The sequence below is a fragment of the Dyella psychrodurans genome (assembly GCF_003363265.1).
Classification (GTDB): Bacteria; Pseudomonadota; Gammaproteobacteria; order Xanthomonadales; family Rhodanobacteraceae; genus Dyella_B; species Dyella_B psychrodurans.
Map to the genome: position 1 here is coordinate 85693 of NZ_QRBF01000009.1, position 16984 is coordinate 102676.

Sequence of the window (16984 nt, forward strand, 5' to 3'; positions counted from 1 at the left end):
CTTAGTGCCTGTCCCGCCTAGCGTTACCATTTTTCCTACCGTAAGCCTCTTAATTTTGTCGCCGAGCACGAGTACACTCGACCCCTCGCGTAAAACATAGCGCGTCTGCCTACCCGCCGCGTAAGCGGTAACTGCCAAAACATGGCAACGGCCAATGCAGCCGTTGCGTGAGTACGTGAGGGGAAATGTCCTTGAACGCTGTCAGACTGCCTGCCAACGAGGCCGTTCGTGAATCCTCGTCTTCGTCGCAGAGCGCACTGAGTGAATGCGTTAGTCGCACCGTTCGCCGCTACCTTGCGGACATCGGTGACACGTCATGCGACGAAGGTTTGCACGCGCTGGTCATTCGCGAAGTCGAAGGCCCGTTGCTGCGCGAAGTGCTCGCATTCCATGACGGCAACCAGAGCCGCGCCGCGGCCGTACTGGGCATCAATCGCGCCACGCTGCGCAAGAAGCTCGCCGCGCACGGCCTGCTTTGAAACACCCGCGCGCATAGCGCGTATCGTCATTTAGCCATCCAAACAGATTGCAGCGCGACGCGGCAAGCACGGCCGTGTCGCGCTATAATGCGCGGCTTTACCGCTACGGAAACCGCCATGTCCGCACCCGCCGTCACCCCCATCCGCCGCGCCCTGATCAGCGTTTCGGACAAGACCGGGCTGATCGAACTGGGCCGCCGCCTGGCCGCCGCGAAGGTGGAACTGCTCTCCACCGGCGGCAGCGCAAAGGCCCTGCGCGAGGCCGGCATTGCCGTGAAGGACGTCAGCGAGGTCACGGGCTTCCCCGAGATCATGGACGGCCGCGTAAAGACCCTGCACCCCAAGGTCCACGGCGGCCTGCTGGGACGCCGCGGCACAGACGATGCGGTGATGGCGGAACTGGGCATTGCCCCGATCGACTTGCTGGTGCTGAACCTCTACCCCTTCGAAGCGACCGTCGCCAAGCCGGACTGCACGCTGGAACAGGCGATCGAAAATATCGACATCGGCGGTCCCGCCATGCTTCGCTCCGCGGCGAAGAACTGGAACGACGTCGGCGTACTCACGTCGCCGGATCAATACGATGAAGCGCTGAGCGAAATCGAACAGCACGGCGGACTGAGTCGTGCGTCGCGCTTCAAGTTGTCTGTCGCTGCATTCAATCGCGTCTCCAATTACGACGCCGCGATCAGCGACTACCTTTCCGGCGTGCAGCTCAACGAAGCGCACGACGCCATTGTCGGCCACGATGCATTTTCGGGTCAGGCAAACGGCCGCTTCGTGAAACTGATGGATCTTCGCTATGGCGAAAATCCACACCAGCAAGCCGCGTTTTATCGCGACTTGTATCCGGCGGCAGGCACGCTTGCCACGTTCCGCCAGTTACAGGGCAAGGAACTTTCCTTCAACAACATTGCCGACTCGGATGCGGCGTGGGAGTGCGTGCGAAGCTTCATGAAGCCCGCCTGCGTCATCGTCAAACACGCCAATCCGTGCGGTGTCGCGGTGAGCCTTGAAGGCATCCAGCAGGCGTACGATCTCGCTTTCCAGACCGATCCCACCTCGGCTTTCGGCGGCATCATCGCGTTCAACCGCGAAGTCGACGGCGAAACGGCGCGATCGATCGTAGAGCGCCAATTCGTGGAAGTCGTACTGGCTCCGGGTTATGCGGCCGACGCACTGAAAGCGTTCGCCAAGAAAACCAACGTGCGCGTGCTGGAAATCCCCGTGCCGAAAGATGCAGACTTGAGCAAAGCGCATCCTGGCAACGATGTGCGCCGCGTTGGCTCCGGCTTGCTGATCCAGACCGCGGACCGCGGCATGATCACCGCAAACGACTTGAAGATCGTCACGCGCCGCACGCCCACGGCAGAAGAAGTCAACGACCTGATTTTCGCCTGGAAAGTGGCGAAATACGTCAAGAGCAACGCCATCGTGTACGCACGCAACCGCCAGACCATCGGCATCGGCGCCGGCCAGATGAGCCGCGTCTACAGCGCACGCATCGCCGGCATCAAGGCCGCGGACGAAAAGCTGGAAGTACGCGGCTCGGTGATGGCATCGGATGCGTTCTTCCCCTTCCGCGACGGCATCGACGCCGCGGCCGCAGCGGGCATTCGTGCGGTGATCCAGCCGGGCGGTTCGATGCGCGACGCGGAAGTCATCGCCGCCGCCGACGAACACGACATGGCGATGGTGTTCACCGGGATGCGCCACTTCCGGCATTAATGCCGGCGCGGCGCATCAGTCGGCTGTCGCGGTTTCGGCAGGACCGACGATCTTGCGGCGATTGACGCCAGCGCGTTCGGCATAGCGGCGCGCCAGCACCGCACACGTCATCAGCTGAATCTGATGGAACAGCATGATCGGCAACACGATCATGCCCAGCGCATGCGCGGAAAACAGCACCTTCGCCATCGGCACGCCGCTGGCCAGGCTTTTCTTCGAGCCGCAGAACACAATGGTGATTTCGTCTTCACGATCGAAGCCCAGCGCACGCGAACCGTAGCGCGTTATCACCAGTGCAACGGCAAGCAGAACGGCGCTGACGATCAGCAGACCACCCAGCACCGACACTGGCACCTGCTTCCACAAGCCTTCCAACACGGCGGCACTGAATGCCGTGTAGACCACCAGCAGAATAGAACCCTGATCGACCAGTCCAATCAGCGGACGATGACGCTGCACCCATCCGCCCAACCAGCGCTGTGCGACCTGTCCGGCGACGAACGGCACGAACAACTGCAGCACGATCTCGCCCACAGCTCCCCACGACATCGCACCCTGTCCGTGCGACTGCAGCACCAGGCCTGTCAGCAAGGGCGTGATGACGATACCGATAAGGCTCGACGCCGACGCGGAACACACCGCCGCCGACACATTGCCGCGCGCCATCGACGTGAACGCGATCGACGACTGCACCGTCGATGGCAACGTGCACAGGAACAGGACGCCGATGTAAAGCTCAGGCGTCACCAGCGGTGAGAGGACCGGTTTCAACGCCAGGCCCAGGAGCGGAAACAGTACAAACGTGCTCGCCAATACTGTGAGATGCAGACGCCAATTGGTGAGACCCGACACCACCGCTTCGCGCGACAACTTCGCGCCATGCAGAAAGAACAGCAGCCCGATGGCCAGATCGGTCAATACGTTGAAGACCTGGGCCGCACTGCCCCGGCATGGCAGCAAACTCGCCGCGATCACCGTGGCGATCAGGCAGAGGGTGAAATTGTCCGGCAGGAAACGGCGCAGAGACATGGCTGAAACACCGAAAAGCAACGACGGGTGGGGGAGCTGGCGGTCATTTCACCGCCGCCCCATTGATAAATCAAATCGTTTTATTGTATTCATTGATACGAAATGAGCATGAATATCAGCCTGCGGCAATTGCGTGCGTTCCTGGCGGTGGCCCGTCAGCGCCATTTCCGGCGGGCTGCGGAACACCTGCATCTGAGCCAGCCCGCGGTGAGCCGTCATATCGCCGACCTCGAAGACGAACTGGGCGTACGCCTGTTCGACCGCAACACGCGCGAGGTCGTCCCCACCGAAGCCGGCCGTTACCTGGAGAGCGCGATCGAGCGCGTCCTGGACGAACTCGAGGGCGTGCTCGATCACGTGCACTACGAAGGCGAACGGCGGCACGGCAAAGTGCGCATCGCCTCTGTCCCCACTCTCTCCGCCAGCCTGATGCCAGCATGCATCGCCGACTGCGCACGCGAATATCCGGAACTGACCATCCAACTGTTCGATCAGGCGCAGATGCTGGTGCTGGAAAGCGTGCGTGGCGGCGAAGTGGACTTCGGCATCGCCATCGATCCGCCGGAAGGCGGCGATTTCGACGGCGAAACGATCATGCGCGATCCGTTCTGCCTGGCCTGCCGCCCTGATCATCAGTTCGCGCAATCGAAGACCGTCTCATGGAAAAAGCTGCAGGGCCAATCCCTGATTCTGCTGGACTATTCCTCGGGCAGCCGCCGCCTGATCGATGACGCGCTGCGCAGGCACAACGTCGACGCCAACGTTGTCCAGCAGACCGGCCACACCCACACGGCATTTCGCATGGTCGAAGCCGGACTGGGCATCACCATCACGCCCATGCTTTCCGCACCACCACCTTCGCTGGCGATACGCCCGCTGACGCCCACCGAACAACGCAGCGTGATGCTGATCCACCGCCACCATCGCTCGCTCTCGCCGCTCGCTGCGTTAGTCTGGGAACGCCTGCGCAAACTGGCGGCAAACGGTGCTCTCACACCGCATTGAGCCGATCCGGCCTACGCTTTGGCAAGCGAGCTTGGGAGAAAGGCCATGCGTTACGAACTCTTCTACTGGACCGGCATCCAGGGACGCGGCGAATTCATACGGCTCGCATTGGAAGATGCGGGTGCCGACTACATCGACGTCGCACGCAAACGCGGCGACAAAGTCATCATGAGTTACTTGCGCGGCCTGCAGGAAGGTTCGTTGCCTTTCGCACCACCGTTCCTCAAGGCAGGACGCCTGGTGATCGCACAAACCGGAACCATCCTCGCCTACCTTGGCCCGCACCTCGGCCTGGTACCCGGCGGTGCCGCTGCCGAGTTTTATGCGCAGCAGCTGCAGCAGACCATTTGCGACATCGTCATGGAAGTCCACGACACGCATCATCCCATTGCGGCGAGCCAATACTACGAAGAGCAACGCGCGCAAGCGCGCAAACGCGCACAGGTATTCCGCGAAGAACGACTACCGAAATTCCTCGATTATTTCGAGAGCATCATCGAACGCGGCAACGGAAGACAGGCATTGAGCCGCCATTCCTATGTCGACCTGTCGCTATTCCAGCTGATCAGCGGATTGGACTACGCATTTCCGAATGCCATGCAACGCATGCGCGGCCGCATTCCGAGGTTGCGTGCACTAGCCGAACGCGTAGCAGACCGTCCCAACATCGCCGCGTATCTGCAATCGTCACGTCGAATCCCGTTCAACGAACAAGGCATCTTCCGCCATTACACCGCGCTGGATCCAGCAAGCTAAAAAACACAGCACGGCACTCCACGCTCTTGCTCTAAAGAAGCGCGCAAAGCGCGCTCATCGGGCCCCGTATGCGGTGAGTGAGCTGGGGACGAAAAGGCCCGCAGGAGGATCGGCATGGATGCCGATCCCTTTTCGCCAGGGCAGGATGCCCTGTCGAAAAGCCCGGCCCCGGCTCACGCCTCGGAGGGCGTAGCCCGGAGAGCACCGCATCCGGGGTGCTCTTTCTTTTGGTTACTTTTCTTGACTCCGGGCATCCTGCCCTCCGCCCTTCGGGCCAGCTTCGCTGTTCGCACACGCTCCTGCGTGTGCGTGAGCACGCAAAGAAAAGTGACTCGGCCGTCGGCAGACGGACGAAACGCCCGCCGCGCAGGCGAGCAATCTGGCGATAACGTACGAATGAAAACCGAGGCCACTAGATCCCGGCCTACGCCGGGATGACAACCATGCGATGCGGTGCGCGCAGTGAAGTGCTCAAGCACAGATCAGGGCGGCGAAAATACGAAACGATTGCTAGAACAGCGCAATCACCAACGACCCCGCAACAATCAACACCCCACCCACAAGCACCGACCAGCTCGGCTTCTCCCCCAACACAACCAACCCAAACACAATCGCCATCGCCACGCTGAGCTTGTCGATCGGCGCCACCTTGCTAACCGGCCCCAACTGCAACGCCCGGTAATAACACAACCACGAAAGCCCGGTGGCCACACCCGACAACACCAGAAACACCCAGCTATGCCACGGCAAGCCCGAAGGCTTCGCCCATTCCGCACGCAAACTCAAAATCCCTGCCGTCACCGCAAGAATCACCAGCGTGCGAATGAACGTGGCGAGATTCGAATTAATCCCCGCCACGCCCAACTTGCCGAACAACGCCGTCAACGCGGCGAAGAACGCCGACCCCAACGCAAACAGCAACCAGCTCTCGCGCAGATTCATGCACGCTCCACAGGTTGGCGCAGAAACAAGAACTCAGGAACCGTTGTCGTCCGACGACGAAGCCGACGCCGGCTTGCTGTTGCCCCACTGCATGATCTTGTACATCACCGGCTTCACCGGCGGCTGGCCATTCGGATCAAGCATGTGTCCATCCGGGTCGACATTGTAGATCTGCTGCGGCCCCACCTTCGGCGTCACCACCACCATGTAGACATGGCCGTTCTGGCGATACACCTGAATCGTGTTGTCGCCTTCCTGGTGCACCTGCACATCAGGCGGCGGCTGGCCATTGGCATCGCGCCCCGCAGGCGCGCCCGGCATCTTCGGCATCGGGATCGGCTTGCTCTGCATATGACTGGGTTCGAGCTCCGCCGGCGAGGAGACCGGGGCAGCCGCCGTGCTGGAGGAAATCGGTTCCTTCGACGGATTGACACCCGGATCGTTCATGCCCGGCGGCGGCGGCGCGGGGGCGAAATGCGGGGCTGACGAGGATGACGACGTCTGAGCGAAAGCAGGCGATACCGCCAGGGCAGACAGGACAAATAGGCAGACAGCGGGTTTCATGACGTACACCTCGTTGGGGACGCCAAGCATACCAGCGGCGGATTCACATCCCCGTGAACCGGAGCCTTACATTGGCGTGCGAGAATGGCTAGATGCCAAACCTTACCCTGATCGACGGCTCCTCGTACCTCTACCGCGCCTTCCACGCGCTGCCGCCTTTGAGCAACGCCAAGGGCGAACCGACCGGCGCGCTGTTCGGCGTGGTCAACATGCTGCGATCCACACTGAAGGCCAGGCCCGATTACGTGGCGTTCGTGAGCGACGCCTCCGGCCCGACGTTCCGCAATGTGCTGTACGACAAGTACAAAGCCAACCGCCCGCCGATGCCGGACGAGCTGCGCGCGCAGATCGAACCGATGTTGTCGATTGTCAGCGCGCTGGGCCTTCCGATTCTTCGCGTGAGCGGCGTGGAAGCGGACGACGTCATCGGCACGCTGGCCACGCAAGCGCACGAACATGGCATCGACGTGCTGATCTCCACGGGCGACAAGGACCTCGCGCAGCTCGTGCGTCCCGGCATCACGCTGATCAACACCATGACCAATACCACCATGGATACGCAGGGCGTGGTGGAAAAATTCGGCGTGAAGCCCGAACAGATCATCGACTTCCTGAGCCTTACCGGCGACACCGTCGACAACGTTCCCGGCGTCACCAAGTGCGGCCCCAAGACGGCTGCGAAATGGCTGGCCGAATACGGCTCGCTCGACGGCGTGATGGCCCACGCGGACAAGATCGGCGGCAAGATCGGCGAATACCTGCGCGAAGCGCTGCCGTCGCTGCCGCTCTCGCGCGAGCTGGTCACCATCAAGCTGGACGTGCCGCTGGAAACCACCGTCAAGCAGCTCACCTTGCGCGAGCACGACACCGAGGCGCTGCGCGAGCTGTTCACGCGCTACGAATTCAAGGCTGCATTGAAGGAGTTGGACAACGCGGGAACGGAATCACCCGCGGCACCGGCTCCAGCAAAAACGAGCACCCCTGCGCCGGTTGAAACGACGCACACTGAGGCGATGCCATCGGTGGATCTCAGTGGCGAGGGACATTACGAACTGGTCACCAGGCAGGAACAACTCGACAACTGGCTCGCGCGACTCAACGACGCACCGTTGATCGCATTCGACACCGAAACCACTAGCATCGATCCGATGCTCGCCGACATCGTGGGAGTAAGCCTTTCCGTGCAACCGGGCTATGCCTGCTACATCCCGCTTTCACACGATTACCCCGGCGCTCCCGCACAGCTATCGCGCGACAAGGTGCTCAACGCGCTCAAGCCCATCCTGGAAGACCCGCGCCGCCCGAAGGTGGGCCAGCACGCCAAGTACGACATGAACGTGCTCTCGCACTACGGCATCGTGGTGCAGGGACTCAAGCACGACACCATGCTCGAATCGTACGTGTGGAACGCCACCGCCACGCGTCACGACATGGATTCGCTCGCACGGAAATATCTCGGCTACGAAACCGTCAAGTACGAGCAGGTCACGGGCAAAGGCGCCAAGCAGATTTCTTTCTCGCAGGTCGACCTGGACACCGCCTGCCGTTACGCCGCCGAAGACGCCGACATCACGCTGCGCCTGCATCACGCTCTCTGGCCTTTGCTGGAAAGCGAACCCACGCTGCTGAAGGTCTACGAAGAGATCGAGATACCGCTGGTGCCCGTGCTCGCGGGCATGGAGCAGCGCGGCGTGCTGATCGACGTGAACGAGCTGCGCAAGCAAAGCCAGCAACTGGGCAAGCGCATGCACGAGTTGCAGCAGGAAGCGTGGAAATCCGCCGGCCGCGAGTTCAATCTCGATTCGCCCAAGCAGTTGCAGGCGATTCTGTTCGACGAACTCGGACTGCCGGCGAAACTCAAGACGCCGACCGGGCAACCGTCCACCAACGAAGAAGCGCTCGAAGCTATCGCCGACAATCATCCCTTGCCGCGCCTGATTCTCGAATACCGCGGCCTGGCGAAACTGCGCTCCACGTATACCGAAAAACTCGCCGAAATCGTGAATCCGCGCACCGGGCGCGTGCACACCAGCTACCACCAGGGCGCGGTGGCGACGGGGCGCATTTCCTCCAACGATCCGAACCTGCAGAACATCCCCGTGCGCACCGAGGAAGGCCGGCGCATCCGCCAGGCCTTCATCGCGCCGAAAGACTGGCTGGTGATGGCGGCGGACTATTCGCAGATCGAGCTGCGCATCATGGCGCACCTTTCCGGCGACGAAGGCCTGGTGCGCGCGTTCCAGGAAGGCGGCGACATTCACCGCGCCACGGCCGCCGAAGTGTTCGGACTTGCGCCCGAAGAGGTCACCAGCAATCAGCGCCGCGCCGCCAAGGCGATCAACTTCGGCCTGATGTACGGCATGAGCGCCTTCGGCCTTGCGCGACAGCTCGGCGTCGATCGCGGCGAAGCGAGCGACTACATGGCCCGCTACTTCACGCGCTATCCCGGCGTGCATGCCTTCATGGAAGCCACGCGCGAACGCGCGCATCGCGACGGTTACGTCGAAACATTGTTTGGCCGCCGCCTCTATCTGGAGAATCTCACCGCACGTAATCAGGCATTGCGTGCGGGCGCCGAACGCGCCGCCGTGAACGCACCGATGCAGGGCACGGCGGCCGACATCATCAAGCGCGCCATGATCTCCGTTGCCACCTGGCTTAAAGATCGCGACGACGCGCACATGCTGATGCAGGTGCACGACGAACTGGTGTTCGAGGTACGCGCCGATGCCATCGACACGGTGCGCGAGGAGGTTCGTGCCCGCATGGCCGGCGCCGCCAAACTGAGCGTGCCGTTGATCGTGGATGTCGGTGTCGGAAAGAACTGGGACGAGGCCCATTGACGCGCCCGTCATGGGCTTTCAAAGGCATGCCGAATGCGCCTTTTTCGCCCCAGGCACGCGGCGGAAGGCGCGTAGGGATGGCCGTGAATCAGCCACCCCGTGGCCACCTGTGTTCCGGAGATGAATCCCGGCTGACCGACCTCGGCTTTTTTGCACGATCTAAGCAACTTTCACTAACTCTTCGCGCTCTAAGTCGGTGGATGCACGCAACGGCATCCCCCGGCGCCCACCTCCCTGGGTCGCCAACCGGAATCGGACCTCTCCCCTGGGTCTCCGATTCCAACCGGCCCCGAGGACTCCCCCTAAGTTCTCGGGGCTTTTTTATGCCTATCTTTCAGTGAGCTGACGACATTCGCCTGGCGGAACCGTTAGGATGGCGTTATGACACGGCCAGACATGGCCCTGCCGCCCTGTCACGAGTTGCGACGCAGTGCAGATCAAAGGCAAAGCTACCTCCTTCGACATCGCCCATCTGACCGGGGTCTCGCAATCGACCGTGTCGCGCGCCTTGCGTGGCAGCCCCCTGGTGAGCGAGGAGACGCGCCAGCGCATCAAGGCGGCGGCGGACCAGCTCAACTACAAGGTGGACAAAAACGCCTCGAACCTGCGCTCGCAGCATTCGGGCACCATCGCGCTGCTGCTGTTCGAAGACCCCACCGCGGACGATTCGCACATCAACCCGTTTTTCCTGTCCATGCTGGGCTCGATCACCCGCGCCTGCGCGCAGCGTGGCTACGACCTGCTGATTTCATTCCAACAGTTCTCCTACGACTGGCACGCGGATTACGCCGACACCAAAAAGGCCGACGGCATCATTCTGCTGGGCTACGGCGACTACCTGGCCTATATGGACAAGCTCCAGAAACTGGCCGCGCAGGGCACGCGCACGGTGCGCTGGGGCGCGGTGCTGCCCGATCAACCGGATGTGTCCATCGGCTGCGACAATTTCCAGGGCGGCCATGCGGTGGCCGCCCATTTCATCGAACAGGGCTGTCGACGCATCGCCTTTCTGGGCGATGCATCGAGCCACTATCCGGAATTCTTCGAACGCTATCGCGGCTACGTCGCCGCACTGCGGGAAGCCGGCCTGATGGCCGACGCCACCTTGCAGGTGGATGCCGCCGAAAGCACCGAACAGGCCGGTTACGCGGCCATGCAAACCCTGCTCGAACGCAATGCGCCTTTCGACGCCGTTTTCGCCGCCAGCGACCTGATCGCCATTGGTGCCATGGGTGCCCTCACCGCGCGCGGCATCAAAGTCCCCGAGCAGGTGGCGGTGGCGGGCTTTGACGATATTCCCATGGCGCGCTTCTTGAATCCTCCGCTCACCACCGTGCTGCAAGATACGAAGCTGGCCGGCGAAACGCTTGTCGACAATCTGTTGCGTCTTATCCGCAACGAGCCGGTCGAAACCAGCCTGCTGCCGGTGAAGCTGGTCGTTCGTCGCTCCAGCCAGCGCTAAGCGTTTATCTACAAAAATCGTGGCACCCTGTGTCGATCCAAGGATCGGTGGTTCGTCGTCCTACCAGAGCTCCGGTAAACGACGGCTGCAGCACGCCGGGAGTCTTCACGTTCCAATCACGGAGGAACCACGATGTACGTTCAGCCTTATCTGTTTTTCAATGGCCGCTGCGAAGAAGCCGTCCAGTATTACCAGAAGCACCTCGGCGCAAAGCTCAACGCGCTGATGCGCTACAAGGAAGCGCCTCCAGGCCAGGGCCCCGACACGGACGCCAATGGCGAACACATCATGTATTCCAACTTCAGCATCGGCGACACGGTGTTGATGGCATCCGACGATTGCGTCAATGCGAATCCGAAGTTCCAGGGCTTCTCGCTTTCGCTCACCGTCAAAAGCACGGCCGAAGCCGATCGCCTATTTGCCGCGCTCGCCGATGGCGGCACCGTGCATGCGCCACTGAGCCAGACATTTTTCTCGCCCTACTTCGGCATGGTGGTCGATCGCTTCGGCATCAGCTGGATGGTGATCATTCAACAACCGTAATGGAGAGGAGACAGTCATGCGTTTCATGATGCTTATGTTTCCCGCGAACTACTGCAACGCCGCACCCGATGCCAGGCCGAGCGTCGAAGATATCGAGCGGATGATGCACTTCAACTACAGCTTGCAGCAGGCCGGCGTGCTGCTGGCGCTGGACGGCATTCACCCGCCCTCGTCCGCCGTGCGCGTGAGTTCGGTCGACGGCAAGGTGCGAGTCGTCGACGGACCGTTCGCCGAAGCGAAGGAAGTGGTCGGCGGCTATTGGGTGATCGACGTGACCTCGCGCGAGGAAGCGGTGGCGTGGGCGTCGCGCTGCCCGCTCTCGCCGGGCGACACCATCGAGGTGCGGCAGGTGTTCGAAATGGCGGATTTTTCGGCCGACGCGCAGAAAGCCGTCGAAGGGCTCCACCATGACCTTGGGCAATCGGTGACTTGATGCGGCGCTTCAAGCTTGCATCGCATCGGCGCCAGTGCTGTGATCGGTGACCATGACGGCCACCGATATCCATCGCACGATCGAAGCGGTATGGCGCATCGAATCGGCACGACTGATCGCCGGCCTGGCGCGCATGCTGCGCGACGTGGGCCTGGCCGAGGAGCTGGCGCAGGATGCGTTGCTCGCCGCGCTCGAACGCTGGCCGCAAAGCGGTGTGCCGGACAACCCGGGCGCATGGCTGATGACCGCGGCCAAGCATCGCGCCATCGACCAGCTGCGGCGCAAGAAACTGATCGAGCGCAAGCACGAAACGCTGCTGCACGAGCCGGAGTTCGAACCGGCGGACGAACGCATGGAGCTGGAAGCCATGCTCGATGACGATATCGGCGACGATCTGCTGCGATTGATCTTCACCGCCTGCCATCCGGTGTTGTCGGCCGAAGCGCGCGCCGCGCTCACGTTGCGATTGCTCGGCGGACTTACCACCGACGAAATCGCACGCGCCTTCCTTGTGCCCGAACCCACCATCGCGCAGCGCATCGTGCGCGCGAAACGCACATTGGCCGACAAACAGATTCCCTTCGAAGTGCCGCGCGGCGAGGAGCGCAACGAACGCCTCGCCTCGGTACTGGAAGTGCTGTACCTGATCTTCAACGAAGGCTACGCCGCCACCTCGGGCGACGACTGGATACGTCCGGAACTGTGCAACGAAGCGATGCGCATGGGCCGCATCCTCGCCGGCCTGGCGCCGCAGGAGCCGGAAGTGCTGGGGTTGCTGGCACTGATGGAAATCCAGGCTTCGCGCCTGCGCGCGCGCACCAAGGCTAATGGCGAACCGATCCTGCTGCCGGACCAGGACCGCAGCCGCTGGGATCCGCTGCTGATCCGGCGCGGCCTCACCGCCCTCAATCGCGTCGAAAAACTCGGCGGCACCCAGGGACCCTACGCATTGCAGGCAGCCATCGCCGCCTGTCATGCGCGCGCGCGCACAGCCGAAGCCACCGATTGGCGGCGCATCGCAACACTTTATACATTGCTGACGCGCGTCATGCCGTCGCCGGTCGTGGAACTCAATCGCGCCGTCGCCGTGGCGATGGACGCCGGACCGGCAGCGGGACTCGCCCTGGTCGATGCGCTGGCGGACGAACCGTTATTGCGCAATTACCACCTGCTTCCCAGCGTGCGCGGCGACCTGCTCAGCCGACTGGAGCGGCATGCCGAAGCGCGCGATGAATTCGAACGCGCCGCGGCGCTCGCGCGCAATGTACGCGAGCGCAACTTGTTGCAGCAACGCGCCACTGCCTGTGCCGAGGCTGCGCGAGCACGAAACTGATCGCCCCTGCATCGGCGTCATTCCGGTGCAGGCCGGAATGACGGCGAGGCGAACTGAAGCCTCTGGGCTATGCGGATTGAGATGCTGAACCGGAGAGCATCGGCTCGCGCACCCGCAACACGCTCAACCCCGCCACCAGCAAACTCGCGCCGCCCAGCACCAGCGCATAGATCGGCTGCCCGTGGAAAAACACGCGCAGCAACACACCCAGCACGCTCGCGGCAAGCAGCTGCGGTATCACGATGAAGAAATTGAAGATGCCCATGTACACGCCCATCTTCTCCGCCGGCAGGTTGTCCGACAACAAGGCATAGGGCAGCGAGAGAATGGACGCCCACGCAAAACCCACGCCCACCATCGGTACCAGCAACCAGTGCGGATCGCGGATCAGCAAAAAGGCAACCAGACCCGCGCCGCCAAGCCACAGGTTGATCAGGTGGCTCATGCGCAATCCCCATCGCCGCACCATCAAGGGGATGACGAGCGCCGCCACCGCGGCGAAGCCGTTGTAGGCCGCGAACAACACACCCACCCAATTGGCGCCGTTGTTGTAGGCGGCCGAGTTCGGGTCGGTGCTGCCGAAATGCACCTGCGCCACGCCTGCCGTGGTGTAGATCCACATCGCGAACATCGCGAACCAGGAAAAGAACTGCACCCATGCGAGGCGCCGCATCGCATCGGGCATGGTGTGCATGTCGGTCATGACCTGGGTGAACATGCCACCCTGCTGCCGCACGCTAAGCCACAGTTGCGACAAACCGAACGCGATAACGCCGCCTGCAAGCAGATATAGCTCGCGTTCCAGTCCGTAGCCGTACACCAACCACGCACCGATCGCACCGACGGCCAACCACAACAAACCGTATCGCAGCGCACCGGGCCGATTTATCTCGACGTCTTCCGACACAGCCTCGTCAGCGAACACGCGCAATTGCTCGGGTGGATACTCCTGTGTGGAAAAGACCGTCCACAGCACGGAGCCGAGCAGCACGGCTCCGCCGATGTAGAACGAGTCGCGCACGGTGTCGGGGATACCGCCCTCCGCTGCCACGTTGCTCACGCCGACATGCGCTAGCAAATACGGCAACATCGAGGCGACCACCGCGCCTGCGCCGATAAAGAAGCTTTGCATCGCGTAGCCGAGCGGCCGCTGCTCGGTTGGCAACTGATCGCCGACGAACGCGCGGAACGGCTCCATCGATACGTTGATCGATGCGTCCATGATCCAGAGCAGCGTTGCCGCGATCCACAGCACGCCCGAATTGGGCATCCACAGCAGCGCCAACGTGGTGAGCACGGCGCCAGCCAGAAAGTAAGGACGGCGACGCCCGAGTTTTCCCCAGGTGCGATCGGAGGCATAACCGATCAGCGGCTGCACGATCAACCCGGTCAGCGGTGCAGCAATCCACAGCACCGGAATATCGGCCACACCCGCGCCGAGCGTCTGAAAAATCCGGCTCACATTGGCGTTCTGCAACGCAAAGGCAAACTGGATGCCCAGAAAGCCAAAGCACATGTTCCAGATTTGCCAGAACGAAAGCGTAGGCTTGCGCGTCATGGCGTACCCGCCGCGGGCGCAATCAGCAGGTCTCCCATGCGCGCATCGTTGAGCGGACCATCGCTTCCGCCTTTGCCACCGGTGAAATGCGCGAAATGGCTGAGATCGCTCATGTTGAACCCCTGCTCCAAGGCAAAGTGGCATGTCGCACCGGCCTTCACCGTGACCGTGCCGTAAGTCGACTGCTGTTCGCCGACACTATGCGGCATCACGATCGGGACACGTTGCGCTGCGCTGCCGTCGCAATGCATGACCAGCATTTTCACCGCCGCGGTGACACCCGTATTGATCGGACCGTGGTTGTTTTCGTAGCTCAGGGCGATTCGATAACGACCGGAAACAGGCACCTTCCATTCCCTCGGCCACCCCTCCGTGAGGCGCGTGGGCTCACCCGCGCAGACGATCGGGCTGTGCAGCGATTCGACACCCTGCTCGCCCACGCGCGTCGCGCTCACACAGGGCGGCGTTGCGCCTTGCGAAATATAGGTGTTGCCGTCAATGCGGCCCATACGCTGCCCATCGGCGTAAAGCACGGCCTTGCCGTCCACCTCCACGCGCCATCCTTTGTCATCCGCCGTGATGACGGGGGCGGCAGGCGGCTGCGGCGCATAGAGCGGCGTATCGGTGCGCAAGGGTGCCGAAGGCGTATCGATCGCCTTCAGTGTCACGATGGTTTCGTCGCCATGCTGCGTGGTTTTGCCGGCGACCAGCAGATCGCCATGCAGCGTACGCGGGCGGCGCAAGGTGATGCGGCGATCCGGCATCTGCAGTGTGATGCTGTCGCGATCGCCGAAAAGCATCGGCATCAGGGCAACCGGAAGTTTCGGCTCCACCTTTCCTTCTTGCGTCAAGCCGAAGACGCCTTCGCTGACGGCATCGAGATAAGCCGCCACCGACCACAATTGACGCGGCGAATCGACCACCGGACCACTGAGCTTGCCTTCGTCGACGTGCGTGGCCTGCGTGGCCAGCTCGTAATTCTCCATGTTCGAGCCGGAGAGCGCGGCACCGCGCATGATCGAGCGAAGTTCATGCTCGATGCGCGCCGGATCGTTCACCGTGCGAGCGGCGCGCAGCGCGTAGGCGCTCACGAAGGGCCAGATCGCGCGGTTGTGATAGATCGGCTGATCCGGGCGTTCCGGCCAGATCACCGGACTGCCCGCGGGCCACGTCGGATAGTGCGCAAGTGCCTGACGCGCACGATCGCCGTCGGCGACGCCACCGGTAATCGCCAAGGCGGTGCCGAGCAGATCGTAGGTGTCGTAGGGCGTGCCGTCGCCGCCGATGTAGCTCATGTACATGCCGCGGTCGGCACGCCAGAAGCGCGCGTTGATGGCCGTTTTCAACGCAGCCGCCTTGTCGGCGTAGCTCTTCATTTTCGCTTTGTCGCCGTGCGCTTCCGCCAGACGTGCCGCCAACTGCAGCGCCTCGTAGTGCAACACATTGGTCGACAGCGCAAACGACTGCGCGATGAACGCCACGTTGTCCGCCGTCCAGGCCGGATACGTCTGCTCGCGCCAGTCGAGGAACGATGTCTCGCCGCGATACAGCCCCATGTCGGGATCGAAGGTGTAGAGACGATCCTGATCCAGCGTATCGACAACCGCTCGATAAACGTCATCGGCAAAAGCTTTGTCGTCGAGCAGATGTTGCGCGGCGAGGAACCACACGACACGATCGGTGCTGATCGGCCAGCTGCCGCCCGAACCGGTGTCCTGCATCACGTACAAACCTTGCGGCAGCGAAGCGTCGCGCACATCGGAGAGCTTGAAGCGCAAGCCGTTGCGTGCGCGCAGCGGATCGATCTTCCATAAGCCGAGATCAACCGAGTAGGAAAGATCGCGCGTCCACACGTATGGCCATTTGACGCCGGTCTCGAAGCAGGTGCACGGAATCGGCTGACCGTGATCGAACGCACCATCGCTAATCGCCGTGACCGAATCCTGCTTAAGATCGTCCTGCGCCATGGCGAACAGGCCGTTGAACAGCGTACTCGCCGTGTCGACTCGCATGGTCTGCGGGCCGATATCGCGATGCCCGAAGGGGCCGGAAAGCGTAAAGCCGCCATTCGCCGCCACTGTCATGCGCGCCTGTTCGTCGTGCCATGAAAGCTGGTCGTGCCAGGTATCGCCTGCGGCGCCTGCAGCCAGTACGGCCGTCATCACCAGACTCAGCATGAACGATCCACGCGCGTATAAATGTGCAAAGAGTCGACCATCGGCAACGCTCCCAAGCTCGGTTATGTCACGACGCGAAGCATCGCACATGCTGCAACCGCAGCATGAAAGGCGGCGAGTCCGCGCGGGCAA

General features: G+C 62.3%; 14 protein-coding genes. 9 read left to right on the forward strand and 5 right to left on the reverse strand.

Going from position 1 to position 16984, the window contains the following annotated elements; all coding sequences use genetic code 11:
• Window positions 1-185: 185 nt before the first annotated feature.
• Window positions 186-479: a helix-turn-helix domain-containing protein gene (locus tag DWU99_RS19030; RefSeq protein ID WP_115479673.1), complete on the forward strand. Its 294-nt coding sequence runs from the start codon at window positions 186-188 to the stop codon at window positions 477-479.
• Between the two features lie 117 nt (window positions 480-596).
• Window positions 597-2207 carry a bifunctional phosphoribosylaminoimidazolecarboxamide formyltransferase/IMP cyclohydrolase gene (gene purH / locus DWU99_RS19035; protein ID WP_115479674.1) on the forward strand — a complete coding sequence of 537 codons (1611 nt, stop codon included), beginning with the start codon at window positions 597-599 and terminating at the stop codon, window positions 2205-2207.
• 15 nt (window positions 2208-2222) lie between these two features.
• Here purH and DWU99_RS19040 read toward each other — a convergent pair whose 3' ends face one another.
• Complete coding sequence (locus DWU99_RS19040; RefSeq protein ID WP_115479675.1) at window positions 2223-3236, reverse strand: bile acid:sodium symporter family protein; 1014 nt, start codon at window positions 3234-3236, stop codon at window positions 2223-2225.
• Window positions 3237-3344: 108 nt separating this feature from the next.
• Here DWU99_RS19040 and DWU99_RS19045 point away from each other — a divergent pair, with 108 nt between their 5' ends.
• Together DWU99_RS19045 and DWU99_RS19050 are read left to right on the forward strand one after the other, a co-directional pair.
• Window positions 3345-4241 (forward strand): LysR family transcriptional regulator, encoded by an 897-nt coding sequence (locus DWU99_RS19045; protein WP_115479724.1) that lies wholly within the window; start codon window positions 3345-3347, stop codon window positions 4239-4241.
• A gap of 45 nt (window positions 4242-4286) precedes the next feature.
• Complete coding sequence (locus DWU99_RS19050) at window positions 4287-4997, forward strand: glutathione S-transferase (protein ID WP_115479676.1); 711 nt, start codon at window positions 4287-4289, stop codon at window positions 4995-4997.
• A gap of 510 nt (window positions 4998-5507) precedes the next feature.
• Here the strand turns inward: DWU99_RS19050 and DWU99_RS19055 are convergent.
• Window positions 5508-5939: an EamA family transporter gene (locus tag DWU99_RS19055; RefSeq protein ID WP_115479677.1), complete on the reverse strand. Its 432-nt coding sequence runs from the start codon at window positions 5937-5939 to the stop codon at window positions 5508-5510.
• Window positions 5940-5972: 33 nt separating this feature from the next.
• Complete coding sequence (locus DWU99_RS19060) at window positions 5973-6503, reverse strand: DUF2782 domain-containing protein (RefSeq protein WP_233511218.1); 531 nt, start codon at window positions 6501-6503, stop codon at window positions 5973-5975.
• Between the two features lie 92 nt (window positions 6504-6595).
• Between DWU99_RS19060 and polA the strand changes: the two genes are divergently transcribed.
• From polA to DWU99_RS19085, 5 genes are all read left to right on the forward strand, one after another.
• Window positions 6596-9346, forward strand: coding sequence for a DNA polymerase I (gene polA / locus DWU99_RS19065; RefSeq protein ID WP_115479679.1), 2751 nt, complete (start codon window positions 6596-6598; stop codon window positions 9344-9346).
• 436 nt (window positions 9347-9782) lie between these two features.
• Window positions 9783-10808 carry a LacI family DNA-binding transcriptional regulator gene (locus DWU99_RS19070; protein WP_115479725.1) on the forward strand — a complete coding sequence of 342 codons (1026 nt, stop codon included), beginning with the start codon at window positions 9783-9785 and terminating at the stop codon, window positions 10806-10808.
• Between the two features lie 132 nt (window positions 10809-10940).
• Window positions 10941-11351, forward strand: a complete 411-nt coding sequence (locus DWU99_RS19075) for a VOC family protein (protein WP_115479680.1) — start codon at window positions 10941-10943, stop codon at window positions 11349-11351.
• Window positions 11352-11367: 16 nt separating this feature from the next.
• Entirely contained in the window at window positions 11368-11784 is a 417-nt protein-coding gene (locus tag DWU99_RS19080; protein ID WP_115479681.1) for a YciI family protein, read from the forward strand.
• 52 nt (window positions 11785-11836) lie between these two features.
• Entirely contained in the window at window positions 11837-13117 is a 1281-nt protein-coding gene (locus DWU99_RS19085) for an RNA polymerase sigma factor (RefSeq protein WP_115479682.1), read from the forward strand.
• Window positions 13118-13184: 67 nt separating this feature from the next.
• Here the strand turns inward: DWU99_RS19085 and DWU99_RS19090 are convergent, their stop codons facing one another.
• A complete protein-coding gene (locus DWU99_RS19090; RefSeq protein ID WP_115479683.1) occupies window positions 13185-14675 on the reverse strand; it encodes an MFS transporter in 1491 nt (496 codons plus the stop codon).
• Complete coding sequence (locus DWU99_RS19095; protein ID WP_115479684.1) at window positions 14672-16852, reverse strand: MGH1-like glycoside hydrolase domain-containing protein; 2181 nt, start codon at window positions 16850-16852, stop codon at window positions 14672-14674. The genes DWU99_RS19090 and DWU99_RS19095 overlap by 4 nt, the downstream gene beginning before the upstream one ends.
• Between the last annotated feature and the right edge of the window lie 132 nt (window positions 16853-16984).